The sequence below is a fragment of the Sulfitobacter donghicola DSW-25 = KCTC 12864 = JCM 14565 genome (assembly GCF_000622405.1).
Taxonomy (GTDB): Bacteria; Pseudomonadota; Alphaproteobacteria; order Rhodobacterales; family Rhodobacteraceae; genus Sulfitobacter; species Sulfitobacter donghicola.
Genome location: NZ_JASF01000005.1, coordinates 2412429 through 2428389 on the forward strand (window position 1 = coordinate 2412429; position 15961 = coordinate 2428389).

Sequence of the window (15961 nt, forward strand, 5' to 3'; positions counted from 1 at the left end):
GTGAGCAAAAGTCAGCGTCGATGGACCCTCAGGTTTTACTGAGAACAAAGGATTTCCTTGTGAATCGCGCCCAGAAATCTCTGAATGCGCCACCTTTCTTGGCCCTCGCAATTGAACTAAGCCATTTGTCGGACACGAGAATTGCACTTCAAGCTTTGGTGAAAGAAGGATATACGCCTCAGAAATTGCTCCATAAATTTCCGAATGTGACAGCATGGGCAATATGTGCATCGTTGCTTGAGAATTATGGTCAAGGAAGCCAAGAAATATGGCCGCTGATTGGTCGATTGTTTGGCAAGGAACCGTCCCTAGCAGCGCGTACGGAAATCGTCGCTTCATTCAAATCCGTTTGCCGCAAGATTGGACTAGTGACGGACGGCTTCGATCGTAATGTTGATGTTTTTCTGATCCATGTCGGCGTAGCGCGTGGACAAATGGGTCATGTTGCAAAGGCCTTCTTGCAGCAGGAGGCTGCCAATGGCCTGCCATCTTCCGATGATGTAGTTCAATTGAACCGTTGGGAAGACGATGCTGTTTTAACGTTCCTACCGGTGGGCGTACATGTTCCTGAGCGCCCTATCTTGCACGACGAAACGGCCTGGATGGCGGCACTCTTTCTAAAATGGCGTGGCAATCCTACAGAACTTCGAAAGCAAAGCACTTTTGCCGCGGAGTTCGCGGAAACTTTGGACAAAATTGAAAAAGATGTTGGCTCGTCAAAGCTGCTCGCTTCTCAACCTTCGCCACGTTTGATTTGGCTGGATGGTCGCCCACAATTGCAGGTGCCGGCGGGTGCTGGAAGGCTGCAGGTTAACATCGGCTCGCAAACACTCAGGCTACGGCGTGGACAGACATGGCCTCTAACTACCCCGCTTCCCTCGGAGCTAACTTGGATCGCAGATGGGGAAGACCGCTATTTACCGTTATACAACTCAACTTTTGTCATCTTCGAGCCAGAAGATGGTCGGCAGCTTGTACCTCGCAAAGGGACCACGGAATGGATTGTTCAGACAAGTGTGGCGACGGTAACCTCAACTCGGGAATTCACAGTGAATGGGGTTCCGGCCGACCTTTTTGGCCCTGATCTATATGTCGCTCAAGTGAGCTTGCGGGACAAACCCGCAGAACTTCGATCCTCCAAGGGGAACGTGGTACTACGCGGCTCCAAAAGAACAAGAATAAGCATCGACGGTCGCCCAATTGCGGTGCAATCGGGCAAAGCTGGCAGTTTGTGGCCCGGTGACGCGGATATAGTGCTGGAAGCCGCGCTCTATACAGATCGCCTTGTGACCCTGAAGGCCCAGTGTGGTGAGAAATCAGAGCTTGTCCACTGTGAACTCGATGAGAACGACATTGGCAGATTGTCGGTTAACGATATTCTAGAAAAGCTACATCTAGACCAGACGGGAAATCCCATCCGTCTCGTTTTGACGATGCTGCGAGACGCGGATGGTCAATTCATCGAGACGCGAATCAGACGGGAGATTTTCGTTTGGCCGACTTACACCGGCTTGGACGGCGTCACGTTCCTGAGCGCGATGCCACCTTCAAATTTTGTATCAGCATCATCCAAACATGTTTCGTACGACGAATCCGGCAATCTGTGTTTGGATCGTAGGGGCGGTTACGACAAAGCCCTGGTTGGGTTCGAGATTGATTCAGAAACCCGTCAGTTTCTCGTAGATTGGCCCGAGATTTCGATTGTCTTGGAAAAAACAAACGGCACACGTGAGCCCCTGATTCTTGGGAGCGCAATTATTCTGGGCCTTGACGATTGGAACAGTTCACTTGTTGTCCGGTCCCCAGATCGCCGCGCAACCTTGACCATTGCAGGTCGGTCGTTGGATCGGCCTTTCGCCAATACGGGAAGTTGGGCAATTCCGCTTCGTCAACTTCACAAAGCTCACGACAACCAGATCTACCTGGTCAACGGTGCCGCACGCACCTTGCTGGCACGCATAGAGACCGTTGCAGCTCCGAAAGAGCTCGTGGTGAACTACCGCGCTGACGGTGTCACCGCACGGATCCGCGCCCCCTTTTCAATCGGTGGGGTTTTGATAGCTGCCGAAGACGAAGGTGGTCAAGTTGTTACCAGTGAGTTTAGCTTCGATCATTTCCCGTCAGACGTGCCTGCGGATCCAAAGATCAGTGCACAGAAAGCAGCCGATGACAGGGTTACGATACTGCTGAAAAATTCCCGCAGTTCCGAAATGCTGCGTTTGTTTGACATAAGTCTACGCGATGTCGGTAATCGCCGTTGGACCCGTCTCTCAACAAATCGAGGAGACCGAATAGCGCTCGCCGTTCCAGCGTCCGAGCCCGCAGAGCCAACGGTTGAAGCCATGTCACGCATTGATGGTTGGATAAACCAATGTTTCGCGGCTGAGTGTTGGGATGGCGGACTAAACAGGCTGTTGACGAGCCGCTGGGCAGAAGTTGTCCGCGCAATTGATCATCAAGCTGGTGGCCGTGCAGCAATTCTCAGCCTCGTACATGCGGAAGAAGAAGACTCTAACTGGCTGCCTATGAAGCATGTAGTAGAGGTCGTACCTGAACTTCATTCAGCCGAGGCCTTCGAATACTCAGCTCTTGGAGCGATCGACTCACAAATCGGAAGAGCTCTCTCGCGCCTCAACTCAATCGGACGCGGTCAGATCCGACAAAACTCAGCCATAGATCCCCGCGCGCTCCTCGGCTTCAAGAACGCTCGGTCAGCAGATCGTCTCGGCGAAGAACTATCCGGCTTTTCGACGCTTCGTCTCATCAATGTTTTGCAAATGCTTGGCACCTCTCGCGCGTTTTGGGATGGCCGAACTGTGCTCGGACCAGAACATCGACAAGCAGCGATGACCGGCTTGATAGAGCGCTGTGAGGATTTCCGATTGTTTTCCGAAGACGCGGCTGAGGGACCGATGAGCCTAAGAAGCGCCCGCCTTAACCAGCTTATGCAAGGTGTCATCAAAAATGCCCCAGACATCCCTAAAGGTCCGGAGCACGAAGAACAGGACTATGTGCTTTGGATAGATCAAACCCTCATGGCATATGCCAGTGCAGCGCGCCGCAATAAGGTTTTAGTGTTGTTTGACAAAGTCGCACAGTCAACGGGCTTTTCACTTGCCGAAACCAAGAGATTGTTTGGCGAACTTCTACGAATAGCGCCTGAATTGCTTACGTTTCACTTATTATGCCAAGAGCTAGAAAGGCTGCGTTCATGAAGGATCTGCCCGAGCAAAACGATGATCTCGATCCCGTCGTTTTCAAGAAAACGTTGGCCGACCGCCTGCGCGATTTCACGTTATCTGCAGCATCAATTTCTCCAGTGCATGCGCCGCGCCTTGCGTCTGCCGTTGAAACTTTGATTTCGCACCATCCGTTCGTCAGCGGTCCTTTCGTAGAGAGCCTTCCCGACTTCGAGAAAGGCGAGTCTATCGCAGAACTTGTTGCCTCTGATAACCTTTGTGAAGCTTGGAAAGCGATGCAGGAAAAGGCTCCTGCGCTGTTTGAGCGTAAACTCCATCTTCACCAAAGAGCGGCAATCGGCCGAGAAGAAAACTATCTTGTGGCAACTGGCACAGGTTCGGGCAAAACAGAAGCTTTCTTGTTCCCACTTATCGATGCGCTTTTGCGTTCTGGCGTCGGCACTCCGGGTGTGAAGGCGATCCTTATCTATCCATTGAACGCTTTGGCGACGGACCAAATGCACCGCATCTCAAAGCTCTTGTTCAAAGAGCTTGGCGATCCCGGATTGACCCTTGGTCGTTTTACCGGTCAAACGAGCGCGCGCGCTGGTAGGGCTGAAATCGAGCGGGAGATTAGTGAAGCACCGAGTTTTCAATCTGCTTTTGGATATGATGAAAAGGTGCCCAAAAACTGGCTCTTGTCGCGCAAGGAGATGTTGGAGAACCCACCTGATATTTTGATCACCAACTATGCAATGTTGGAGCATATTCTACTTTTACCCAAGAACCGTGCTCTCCTCAAAGGGGCTGATCTACAATGGATCGTGCTTGACGAATTGCATACGTATACTGGCGCTCAAGCAATTGAAGTGGCGTTTCTGCTCAGAAAGCTGAAAGCAGCGTTAGACATAAAGCCGAACACCCTGAAATGCGTTGGGACATCTGCCAGCCTCGATCCGTCTAGAAAGGACGAACTTGCAAGATTCGCAGAGGACCTATTCGGCGAACCTTTCGGCGGGGGTAGCGAAGCAATCATTACTTCAAAACGCGAACTTCATCCTGAACTGAAAATAGACAAACCAATACGGTCACTTACAGCGGAACAATGGATTAAGCTTGGAGAGGGTCTAGTTGAGTTAAAACGAGATGGCGTGCTCCACCCCGATGAAGCTAAAAACCATGTTGAAGACTGGAATGATGTCTCAGGCGGCATATTGGACCTAGAGGATGGGCCACACCTTGGGAGCCGTCTTTCGGAAGCGCTGTCCTCTCTTTCCGAGGTACGACAGACCGCCCACCTTCTTTTACCAGCCGAAAATGCTGGCGCTAAAATTCTGCCGTTAGGCGTTTTGGCGACCCAAATTTTCCCCGATGCGCCGCCAGATGTATCTACCAAAGCCATGACCGCACTAATTTCAATCGCTGTCTTGGCGGTCCCCTCAGGTGTAGACGGTTACCCATTGCTACCGGCGAGATACCATATTTCTGCGAGCGCTACTGAAGGCATTTTGGTTGGACTGGATCCAAGCAACGACGAGAGCTGGACAACACCCGAGATTGGTCGGAATGGACGAGATGCAACTGACAAGACACCCGCTCTTTGGCCCTTACTTGTTTGCCGTAGTTGTGGGCAGCCATATATCGAAGGTTTCGACGATGGATTGAAAATAGCACCAACTCCAATCCGAAATGGGTCGTCAAAGCGCATCGTTTTGCGGCTTGGCAAAAGCGGAACAGCAGCAACAGACGATGTCACAGACGATCTATCGGAAGTTGATCTTGAATACCTGAACCCTGTCGATGGCCAAATCATGGACGGACCCGACGATGGTGTGATTGAACTTCAGGTGGCCAGCACTGAAGAAGACGACCGCGACCGCAAGCCTTACGTGAAAAAATGTCTCGCGTGCGGGGCAGGAGCTGGAAATTACGCTGAACCAGTCTCGCATATTCACCCCGGCGATGAGGCCGTTTCTGCCATGGCCGCCCAAGCGCTGCTGGAAGCACTTCCGCCGAGAGAGGAGTCAGATGGCCCGATGGGTGGTCGCGCGTTGCTGGCCTTCTCGGACAATCGGCAAGATGCTGCATTTTTTGCGCCGTTTTTCGAACGTACGTCTCGCCTAGAAGCACTTCGAGGGGCAATTCTAGATTCCATCTGCGGCGAAGGCGAACCGATGGGAATCCGCGATCTTGCAGACTCAGTCGCGAGGCGATTGCGCAAGCACAAATTCGCTCTCTATGATCGCAGAGACTTGGAACGCCCTATGAGGGGCGATCAGTTCAAAGACAGATTGTTAGCCTTGGTAGTCGCAGAGATGACGCTCGCTGCGACTGGTCGAATTTCGCCGGAAGCATTTGGACTTTGGCAGGTTAACCACGCAAAGCTGGATCAAGTCATCAGGAAGGCGCAGGGCGAGCTTCCGTCCGAAAAGCTGAGTGCGCTTGTTCCAGGAACTCTCAAGCTCATTCTATTGATGATGAGGCAAAACAGGGCAATCAACGATCTAAGTGGCATCATCGATTTGTCCGACGAGGCTGTATGGGGGAGAGGGCGCGGTTCCGTTGAGACGGCGTATGATTTGGATCGAACATCTGAAGGTAAACGTCTAAGAACTCTTCTTCCCTCCAAGCCAACGACGCCCACGCGACTTACTTGGGTCCTGTCAGAAAGGCTTGAACTAAGTTTCGACGAGACCGCCACCTTAGCAAGAGCCTGTTGGGACGCGCTTTCATCACGGCGAGCGGGCATCTTGCAAAAACACAAAGCAGGGTTGGTCATTGATCTGGATGGGCTGCAAATTGAGAAAGGACGCGACCGCTTCCAGTGCGAAAAATGTGGCCGTGTGGCTGGATTTGACCTTTCGGGTGTGTGTCTTGCGTTCAGGTGTACTGGTGCAACCAAACGCGTCGAAAGTAACGATTCAATCAGTGAAAGTTACTACGTTCAACGCTATCAGGCTCTTCCGTCGGCGGCAATCGCGCGGGAACATACCGCTGCGATCGGCCCAAGCTTGAGGAACGTGATTGAAGGTGGATTCAGGGAAGGCCAATTTAACCTGCTTAGCTGCACGACTACCATGGAAATGGGTGTAGACCTCGGCGATTTGGAAGCAGTAATTTGTCGGAATGTTCCTCCTGGTATCGCAAATTACCAACAGCGCGCAGGACGTGCGGGACGCAGAGCGCAGGCAGCGCCTATCGCTCTGACTATTGCACGCGGCAGCCGATACGATCAGGCCACATTCAGCGCTTTCCCAGAATACTTGGCGAGCATGCCGTCTATGCCATATATTTCTTTGGACAACGCCCGATTTTTGCGAAGGCATCAGGTGTCGTGTGTATTAGCAAGCTGGCTCGATACGCGCCTTGCAACCAGTGACCGAAAAGGTGCTCCGCGCCTACGCGACGTCTTGGCGGATCGCCTTGATGCTGAAGAGACGCGCAGTTTGTTGCATGATTTGGATACATGGCTTGCTAGCGACCATGGTAAATCGGCTCTTGATCGCGCGAAAGAAATGTCAAAAGGCCTGCCCGCGGGCACGGCCTTGCAGGGAAGCGAACTGGTCGCCCATGTACGCAATGAAATCGGTGGTTGGCTTGAACAAGTAGCTGGGCGCTGGTCCAGTATTCAGCATCGGTACGAACTTGCTGAAACGGAACAATCTCAGGCAGAAACTGAGGAGTTGAAATCGCGGGCTCTTGGGCGGATGAAATGGGCCGACGGAGAGAAAAAACGCTACCTAGATCGCCTGCTTGTTGAAAGCCTTTCGCGGGCAGCTGTTATTCCCACCTATAGCTTTCCTGTGCATTCGCTGACGCTCGAAATCGTTCAACATCGGGACACGCAAGGGCCCAGTGAAGGCGAGATTGAGCTGAGCCGCGACGCAACGTTGGCCATCTCTGAGTATGCGCCCGGCGCTGAGACCGTCGCGGCGGGCCGGATCTGGCAAAGTGCTGGTATCGCCAAAAGACCTTCCAGAGTATCTGGCGATGCATGGCTAGAAGAAGGCTTCATTCGTATTTGCGATGCGTGTCAACATGTGGAGCGCGTGGATGAGTGGGATCAACTTTCAGAGCAGTGCTTTGGGTGTGGAACGACCCAATTGCCCAAGGCCCGAAAGTACTTAGAGCCCATTGGTTTTTTGACGTCATACAAGGACAAAGCTGGTGGCGAACCAGGAGTGAGCAGACTGCGAACGCGTGCCGTTGATGAAGCACGCCTCTTGACGCGGGCTCCGCGCGACAAGATGAGCAAGTCTGATCTTGCGCGAGTAACAACCTTTTTGGCGCCGTCGCATGGAAGTGTGGAGGGCGAAGAAGGCCGCATGGTAGTAGTGAACCGCGGTCCCCACGGCAGTGGATATTTTCGCTGCCCAAGATGCGAGCACGCAGAAGCTGCACCGCAAGGCAGCAACTTCTCCAAAGCAGAGTTTCCGAGCAAACACTTTGATCCAAGAACGGGTGACCCTTGCCCAGTTGAAACTTTGAAATACCCAATTGATTTGGCGCACATCTTCACAACAGATGTGCGGATCCTGCGATTGTCCGAACCAATGGCAATCCCGTCGGAAGTCAAAGACGGCACGGCCTATATCAATGACACGCTGAGGGGCGCAGCCGAGGCCATTCGCCTTGCTGCTGCCGATCTATTGGGGACAGATCCCCGTGATCTCAGAGCAACCTTCGAAAGTGGAACCGACGACTATTTGATCATTCTAGCAGACTCAACGCCGGGCGGCGCTGGCTATGCGCGCCGCCTGATTGATGAGCCTAGATATTCGGCTCGGCGCTTGTTTTCGAAGGCATTGGAAATCCTCGATTGCGAACGAGGCGAGAAGTGCCAGACAAGTTGTGTGAGGTGTCTGAACGACTACTCCAACCAAGCCTATTGGGATCGCTTCAACCGACACTCGTCTCTCAAATGGTTGTCTGCGGTTTTGGCCCACAGCACAGCAAGACCAGATCATGTTCCAGCCCAAGCGATCCCGAGCGATGCGCCTTCGGGCGATGCGTTGAGTCGCTATCTGCGAAACCGAGATCAAGTTGCCGTCGTCGCAGAAACACTCTGGGGCGCTGAAACCGAAGAGAATTCCATCAGAAGCGCACAGCGGTTGCGAGATTGGTTGGAGGCAGAACCCCACCGCAAGGCAACGGTATTCTGCGCAACTCCAGATGTTGGAAGTGCTAACTGGTTGGACCGCCAAATCGCTGCAATATTGAGGCCAATGGAAGATTCTGGGAGGCTAAATTTTCCAACAGTTCCTGATACTGTTTCCAAGGGCGCACCGCGTTTGACCCTTTTGGGAAATGGGGAAATGGAGGAACTATTTGATGATGAAAATCATGCAGCAGCACTAGCGGGCCTTGGAGAGGGCGTCATCTTTCGTTGTACACGCGCTCCATCCGAAACTTGGGCAGGCCAGAATGCGGCAAAGATTATAGAGGCTGCCAAAGCGAAGACGTCCTACCTAGGTACTTTGATTGATCGGCTGTCCATACATCGGTTTAGGCCTGGGGATGTCCGAAACCTCGAGCCAGCGTTTTCCTCACTTTCGGGGCAATTGGTTAACATAACAATCGAAGACCCTTGGTGTGGGGCCCGTCAGCATGGACGCGAAAGCGTTTCGAAATTCCTCGCACAGCTTCAAGCAATGAGTATCACCATCGGCGAACTAAAAGTTGTTTGGAGCTCCGACAACTCGGATGACTCTACTGCTATTCAGGCCAAGGCGCTACGAGATGAGATTGAACGAAATTACAACGGCGAGCTGATACTGGAACCCAAACGCCGACATGAAGTACGCCATTTTCACGACCGCGTTGTCTACTTTGACGTCGATGAAACTAGCGAGACCTGGCGCGTCGATGTCAGCTCGGGCATCGATAACCTCATGTCACGAAACAAAGAATGTAGTATTTTTGTTGAGAAGCGCCGCTAGGTGGAGGGTGAAATGAATTGTTTGCAAATGCACAGCTTTACGGAAAGCTTGTTGAATGATTTCAGGTGCTAATCTGCGAGGGAATAGGGTCTCTTGTAACATTCAGGCCAGCCTTTTCGCCCGTTCCGCCACGCGCTGAACCACGGACACAGTCGCAGTGCTCGCCTGACGGATCCCGGCCCCCGCAATTTCGGCATTTGATCTTGTTCCGAACCGTGCCCGCGCCCGCGAGCCTTTGGTGCCGATCAAGCCCTTTGCGAACCCGCCGGGACCGGGAATGCTTGGCGGTCCGGCCATCATGAAATTGCCCGAGATTGAGCGCACGATCAGCGGCGTGGAGATGATCATGCCGCCTGCGAGGAACATCATCATGAAGAAGGGCACCAGCGCGCCGATGTTGCTCGCGCCGGAGGGATCTCCGAGTTCGGTCATCAGCGAGCGCGACATGCCGACGACGGTGGAAAACACCCCGGCAATCACGAGGGGGTAGAGCGCATAGGATACCGTGCTGGACAGCCAACGGTGGAAATAGTCCTTACTGACGTCGAACAGCGAAAGCGCGATCATAATTGGGGCGATGCCGATCATGAACGCGAGCATGATCTTGGCGAAGATCAGGACAAGGCCGCAGAGCGCGCCAATGACGCCCAAGAGGAACGCTCCGATCGCGCCAATCAGGGCTCCGGCCATCCAATGCATGTTGTCACCGGCCGCGTTCAGATAATCGCCAAATTCCTCGATGAGATCGTCGAAGGCCTCGGCAAAGTAGGATGCACCTGCACCGCTGCCGCCAAGCCCTGCCACCATGCCGCCCGCGAGCTGGTCGAGCCCGTTGATGAGGGCGCTGGCCACCGCGTTGAATTGGACCCAGTTCATCGCAAACAGAGAGATGAGCATGAGCTTTAGGGCGAACCAGAAGGCGGTTCGCCCATCCATGGATTTGTATTGAAACACCATGTTGAGGAAGACGCCGATCACAGCCAGCGTCGAGGCCACGGCAATGACGCCACCAAGCTGACCAGCGACGTTGCCAAAGGTGGTTTGGGCTGCGTCTTCCAGAAAGTTGTCGGTTGTCTCTACCATCCACGTGACGACGCCCATCGGATCCTCCTCGGTTTGCTTTTAGGTGCTTTGGCCGGTGCGGCGTTTCAGGAAGGCCTTCAGGATGTGCTCGCCGTCGAAGTCTGGCACGACTGAGACCAATTCCCAGCCTTCCTGGCCAAGAGCCGTCAGCTGCGCCTCGACCTTCGGCGGCTTTGCCTTGGCAGTGTTGATCAATTCAATCTTGTATTCAAACATGGGCTGTTTCCTTTGAATGGGCCGGATCAATCGGCAGGTAAAATTCAGTAACGCCGCGTGTGCCTTCATGGCGACCGGCTTGAATGATCACATCGATCGAGCGGGTGATGTAGTCGTTCATGTCCTGGTAGGTCATGGGCACATCGGTTTTTAGGGCGGCGATGGCGAGGCGCTGGACCGCCAGCTGAGGCGTTTCAGCGTGCAGCGTGGTAAGAGAACCACCATGGCCGGTGTTTATCGCCTCAAGGAAGGTCATGGCCTCCTTGCCGCGTACTTCGCCTAAAACAATCCGGTCCGGCCGCATGCGGAGGGTAGATGTCAGCAGGACATCAGCGCTGCGCGTGGCCTCATCGCGGTCAGACATCAGCGTGACGACATTGGGTTGCGTCGGACGCAGCTCGGCGGCCTCTTCGATGGTGATAATTCGTTCGTCGTTTGGCACGAAGGAGAGGATCTTGCGCGCCGTGACGGTTTTGCCGGTCGAAGTTCCGCCGGACACGATCATATTGAGCTTGTGGGTGACGCAGAACTTGATCGCAGCGTCGATGTCGCCGGTGACCACGACATCTCGCAGCTCGGCATTGCGCATACGTCTTGCTCCCTCGTTGCTGCGTTCTTTGCCGAATAGGTAGGACAGCTTGATCTGTTCCAACGGAAGGTCAGCGAAGAACCGCAGCGAAATCGCATAGCCACCATCAACGGCGGGGGGCTGGATGACCTGCGCTCGGATTGGGCGGTCACGGTAGGCGATGCTGACCGAGACGATGGGCTTGGTCTGGCTGAGCGTGGTGTTCGCGGCGGAAGCAATCTGATTGCCAAGGTCTTTGATCTCATTGGGCGAGAGCCGACGACTGACGGACCGCATGAAGTGATCACCCTGAAACTCCGCCCACAGCGTGCCGTCGGGGTTGATGCAAAGCTCGATCAGCTTCGGATCACGCGCCTCGGGGATCTTGTCCATCGAGCTTTGCAGATAGCTGGCCGCCATAATCAGAAGATCTCCAGATCGCGGTCGACCATCACTGTGACGCGGGCTCCTTGGTCGACATAGATCACGGGCGAGACGGAGAGGTATTCGCCAATCACGCTTTGCGCGCTGTCTTGCAGGTCTTCGCCAATGCCCTCAAGGACATCCGAGGCGATCTCATCTTCGGTGTTCTGGGCTGCCACGGCGGGCAACGCTCCGATCAGCGATATCAGGGCGGCTGACCCAAACCGCGTGCCGAAACGGCTGTCGACGAATCCAGTTGTGCCGGACCGCCCCAGTTCGTCGCCACCGAAGGCACTGATTTCAACGGTCTGGTTGCTGGGCAGAATGATCCGGTCCCAAGCAATGGTCACGCGTTGCTGCGCTATGTCGAGGCCGGATTGATACCGCCCGATGAGGCGCGCGCCGCGCGGGATAAGGATCCTTGTGCCGTCATAAGCGTGGACATCTTCCGATACCATCGCACGGACCTGACCGGCGAGCGAGCTGTCGATTGCGGTCTCAAGCACGGCCTGGATCATCGTGCCCTGAACCACCGTATTTGACGGGTTCACGATCAACTGGGCCTGCGTCACCTCAGCAGGTTCAGCGCCGTTGCGAACAAATTCTGTGTCGCCATCAAGCCGACGCTGCTGCGCGGCGGTTTCATTGTTGCCGTTACCGGAACCGCCATAGGCGATGATTGGGCTAGCAATACGGGCTTGGAGCTCCTGAAGCTCCGCTTGCCGCCGCCGCTCGAGTTCCTGAAGTCGCAGGTCTTCGGCCGTTGGGCCGGTTGGTGCGGGCGTGCGCGGCGTTTCTAGGCGTGCAAGTTCCAGATCGTTCTGCAGTCGCTGGATTTGTCGGGCACGTTCTTCCAGCTCCTCGCGCATGGCGGCCTGTGTTGCGGCTGCCTCGCTGCGCAGGGCATCGATCTCTGCACCCAATGTGTCCAGCGCTTCTGTATCGACGGCCGGAGCCTCAAGTACAGGTGCGTTGCGCAGGGCTTCAAGCTCCGACCGCATGGCGTCCATTTGCGCGCGCAGATCTGCTGTTTCGCTGTCTGGTTCCGGCTCCGGCGGCGGGGTTGTGTCAATCGGTGCAGGCGTGGGCTCGAGCGCACCAAAGCCCGGTCCCGCTGCTTGGAACTCATCCGGGGACGCGGTTTCCAGGCTATCGGGTTCAGAGCTGCCAGAAAGCAATAGCAAGAGACCGCCAAGAGCCGCGATTGCCCCAATGCCCAGGGCGAGGGCGAAAAAAGATGGCTGCGCCTTTGGGTTTTGTGGTTTTTCTTCAAGCGCTTCGAGGCGTTTCTTAAGCTCAGTTGATTCACTCATCGTGGTTTGCCTCGCTCATCTCTTGCACGCAAATCTCGTCCTCGCCGAGCCTGAGAACCCATCGATCGCTGACACCTGACACGCGGATCACGCCGTCTGGCCGCGCGAGCGCATTCACGCTCCGCTCATTGCCCCCAGACCATCGAAAGATCGCGGGAAGCGGTGCGTTCGCGGCAAAACGGAAATAGGTGAATGCGCCGTCATCCCAAATCTCGCGCGGGGTGATCTCGGATCGTGCGCTGACGCCATAGGCGTGATTTGCTGGCGCGCCTGCAGCCACACGCGATTGCCGAGGGGCCGCCTCGGGATAGGTGAAGCGAATGACGTAGAAGGTCGGCGAACTCGCCTCGGTGACGTTAAAGTAATAGCTGCGCCGATTGGTGTAGACGGTGATGTTTGTATGCGCGCCGCGCGAGACTGGCTTGATCGCAAAGGCCTGGCCGCCGGGTACGCCGTCCAGGAGAAACCCTTCAGTGTCGCCCGCGACGATCGAGCGGATGGTCTCACCCTGACCGAATTCAATGCTGGTTACATGGGTCAGGCTGGTGCGGATGCGGTAGACCTGCCCATCCTGATAGGTGGCCAGCCGGACGCGGGCATCATAGGGGCCTTGGCGCGGCTGCGTTTCTGCATTGGCGGTGCCAGCAAGAGGTACGAGGAAAGCGAGGATCAGGAACAGGCGGCGCATGGGTTACTCCAAACGATCCGAGCGGATCGCGTATTCGGTGACGGTGAAGCCGAAGGGGTTCTGCCAGACATCGTCGATCGACCGGCTATTCTCGGGCCGGAACTCAAACATCAGCGTTGCGGTGAAGAGCCCGTTTTGACTGCCGCGCGGTGAATTAAGCCGCTTGCGCAGGCGCACCTGGGCACGATTGGCGCTGATATGGGTAATCGATAGAACCTCGACATCAAGACGGGCATCTGTGCCGTAGCTGTCCGGCGGATAGGCCTCGTGATCGCTGGTCCAAAGCGCGCGTAGTCCTGCGGCCGCAGCTCCGTCCGACTGATCCAGGACCCGCCGCACACGCACATCATTGTCGAGCTGATTGTATGTCTCTCGATCAATGACATAGCGGTAGACCTGTGCCTCGATGATAGCGGGGCGTTCCGTGAGTGAGACCGTTTCAACCATGGCATTGGGGAGGGCCATGCCGGTTTCGCTATCAAAGGGCACGATCATGGGCGGCGGGTCCACGTCGAACAGGGCAACGAGGGCAGCGGCGAGGCAACCTGCCACGCCAAGCGCCATGCCTGTCAGCCCCAGTTTCTGCCACATGAGCTCGCGCCGTCGTGCGCCATAGACGAGCTCTTCTTCGATGATTTCTGCCTCGCTGTTCATATGGTCAGTCCGCACGCAGCTCTGGCAGGGTGAAGTCCATGTAGCGGCGCTCTTCGGCCAGAGTAGCGGCATCCACCACGCCGGATTGGCCCGCGCCAACGGTCTGAATGGCTTCGAGCTCCCAAATGCGCGTCATTGCGATGGCAAGCTCGGCTGTGACGCGGGTGTTGTGATCGACGGCTTCCTTGAGCGTTTCCATATCCGGGATCAGTGAGACCAGTTGTTCGACCCGTTCAAGGGACTGCGCGGCCTCGTCATAGCTGTTCTCGGCCGCCGCTGACATCACCGCCCCGGTGCCTGCCTGACTGGCGATGCGCTCCGCCCCTGGATTGCCACTGCTGGCCATGTCGGATAGGCTGTCTTGGTCAAAGCCTGCATCCTCCAGCGCTTGTGTCATGCGCCCTTCCATCTGAGGGGCCGCGTTGCCGATCAGGCCGCTGAAATCGCCGCTCTGGATTTGCCTGATGGTGCCCAGAAGATCGCCGAATTCCTGATCGAGAAGCCCATCAAGATCACCGCCCATGGCCATCTCGATGATGTCAGTTGCGCCGGTCAGGGCCGCGTAAGTCTCGTTGAGCGTGTCGAGTTGCTGCTGCACCAGGTCGAGCTGGTCGAGAAGCGTGTCGAGCTGGTCGGTCTGGATCCCGAAATCCTCCAGCATTTGCTGCAGCTGGCGAATTTCCTGCGCGATGTTGCGCGTGTCGACCGTGGGGACACCTTGGGCAAATAGGGGTGAGGCAACCAACAGCGCGCAAGTGGCAACGGTAGTAAGAAAGCGGATCATCGGAGTGCCTCCAGATCGAATTGCATGAAGTCTTGTTCGCGCGCCTGAACGGCCGCCATGGCCAGCTCTGCTGCGCTGAGCGGGCGGGTATGGGCGGCCTTGAGGCGGGTGCGGATCGCGATAAGGCGCGCGAGTTCAGCCCTCGCGTAGGTGTTGAGCGACATGGCCGCATGAATGTCGTAAGTTTCGCCAATGCGCCTGATGATGTCCTGAACGCGCAGCGCGGCTGCTTGCACGGAGACCAATGAGTAGTCGCCATAGACCCCTGCACCGAACGAGGTCAGGCTCATGGTCGAGTTGGTGAGCAAAACTGGATCAATGGTGCCAAGCGCGTCCACGCCGCCGACACGGGCAAGGTAGAGATTGTAGCGCTTGGGGATCACCTGAACGTAGTGCTGGGTCTCAGCGAAAGGGGGCACGCCGCCGTAGCGCTGCACATTTCCGGGACCGGCATTGTAGGCGGCCAAACCGTGAATGATGTTGCCGTCAAACATGGCCAGCATCTGCGCGAGATAGCGCGCGCCGCCGGTGACCTGGATGTAGGGGTTTTCATAGTAGGCCGGGTAAATCCCGAGATCCTGTGCTGTGCCGGGCATGATCTGGGTCAGGCCGAATGCACCAACAGGGGAGCGCGCGCCGATGGTGAAACGGCTTTCTTGCCAGATCAGCGCCTGCAACAAGCACCGCCACTGTTTGGGCGACAGACCCGCCGCGCGCACGCCGGACATATGGTGCGTTTCTTGAGCGGCGCGAATGATCAGTAGTTCGATTGAGCCGGAGGCATCGCCGAACATTTGGGCTGCGCCGGGGTTTGGGTCAACCGGGCCGTAAAGCGTCTCTGCAGCGTTTCGAGGCGATGAACCAACTTCCAAACTCGCGACCAGCGCGCCAGAATTCCCGCTGGCCAACGTTGCGGCACCCAAAATGTCTTCCAGTGCCTGGAGTTGTTCTTGCTCGAGCTCTTCAAGCTCTTCTTCTTTGGTCAGCCGATCCCGCTGCAGCGCCAGATCTTGTTCGCCTTGTCGCAAGACCCGCTCGCGCTGCAAGAACATGCCCGCATCAAATGTGGGCACGCCTTGGGCATAGGCCATTGGCGCGGCGAACCACACCAAGC

At 55.9% G+C, this 15961-nt stretch carries 10 protein-coding genes; 2 read left to right on the forward strand and 8 right to left on the reverse strand.

All coding sequences use genetic code 11. The features are described 5' to 3' along the window. The first annotated feature begins 59 nt into the window (after nt 1–59). Nucleotides 60–3215 (forward strand): hypothetical protein, encoded by a 3156-nt coding sequence (locus tag Z948_RS0113070; RefSeq protein WP_025060010.1) that lies wholly within the window; start codon nt 60–62, stop codon nt 3213–3215. Next, entirely contained in the window at nt 3212–9118 is a 5907-nt protein-coding gene (locus tag Z948_RS0113075; protein WP_025060011.1) for a DEAD/DEAH box helicase, read from the forward strand. Before Z948_RS0113070 ends, Z948_RS0113075 begins: the two co-directional genes overlap by 4 nt. A 102-nt stretch (nt 9119–9220) precedes the next feature. Here the strand turns inward: Z948_RS0113075 and Z948_RS0113080 are convergent, their stop codons facing one another. From Z948_RS0113080 to Z948_RS0113115, 8 genes are read right to left on the reverse strand one after another with little or no spacing between them, the layout of a single operon-like run. Then, nucleotides 9221–10219, reverse strand: coding sequence for a TrbL/VirB6 family protein (locus tag Z948_RS0113080; protein ID WP_025060012.1), 999 nt, complete (start codon nt 10217–10219; stop codon nt 9221–9223). Between the two features lie 21 nt (nt 10220–10240). Beyond that, nucleotides 10241–10417, reverse strand: coding sequence for a DUF4177 domain-containing protein (locus Z948_RS18950; RefSeq protein ID WP_162171777.1), 177 nt, complete (start codon nt 10415–10417; stop codon nt 10241–10243). Beyond that, nucleotides 10410–11405 carry an ATPase, T2SS/T4P/T4SS family gene (locus Z948_RS0113090; protein ID WP_025060013.1) on the reverse strand — a complete coding sequence of 332 codons (996 nt, stop codon included), beginning with the start codon at nt 11403–11405 and terminating at the stop codon, nt 10410–10412. Before Z948_RS0113090 ends, Z948_RS18950 begins: the two co-directional genes overlap by 8 nt. 2 nt (nt 11406–11407) lie before the next feature. Beyond that, nucleotides 11408–12721: a TrbI/VirB10 family protein gene (locus tag Z948_RS0113095; RefSeq protein ID WP_025060014.1), complete on the reverse strand. Its 1314-nt coding sequence runs from the start codon at nt 12719–12721 to the stop codon at nt 11408–11410. Continuing rightward, nucleotides 12714–13409, reverse strand: coding sequence for a TrbG/VirB9 family P-type conjugative transfer protein (locus Z948_RS0113100; protein WP_025060015.1), 696 nt, complete (start codon nt 13407–13409; stop codon nt 12714–12716). Before Z948_RS0113100 ends, Z948_RS0113095 begins: the two co-directional genes overlap by 8 nt. 3 nt (nt 13410–13412) lie before the next feature. Continuing rightward, nucleotides 13413–14063, reverse strand: a complete 651-nt coding sequence (locus tag Z948_RS0113105) for a VirB8 family type IV secretion system protein (protein ID WP_025060016.1) — start codon at nt 14061–14063, stop codon at nt 13413–13415. A 4-nt stretch (nt 14064–14067) separates the two neighbouring features. Next, nucleotides 14068–14847: a type IV secretion system protein gene (locus Z948_RS0113110; RefSeq protein ID WP_025060017.1), complete on the reverse strand. Its 780-nt coding sequence runs from the start codon at nt 14845–14847 to the stop codon at nt 14068–14070. Further along, entirely contained in the window at nt 14844–15938 is a 1095-nt protein-coding gene (locus Z948_RS0113115) for a lytic transglycosylase domain-containing protein (RefSeq protein WP_052033132.1), read from the reverse strand. The genes Z948_RS0113110 and Z948_RS0113115 overlap by 4 nt, the downstream gene beginning before the upstream one ends. Nucleotides 15939–15961: the final 23 nt, after the last annotated feature.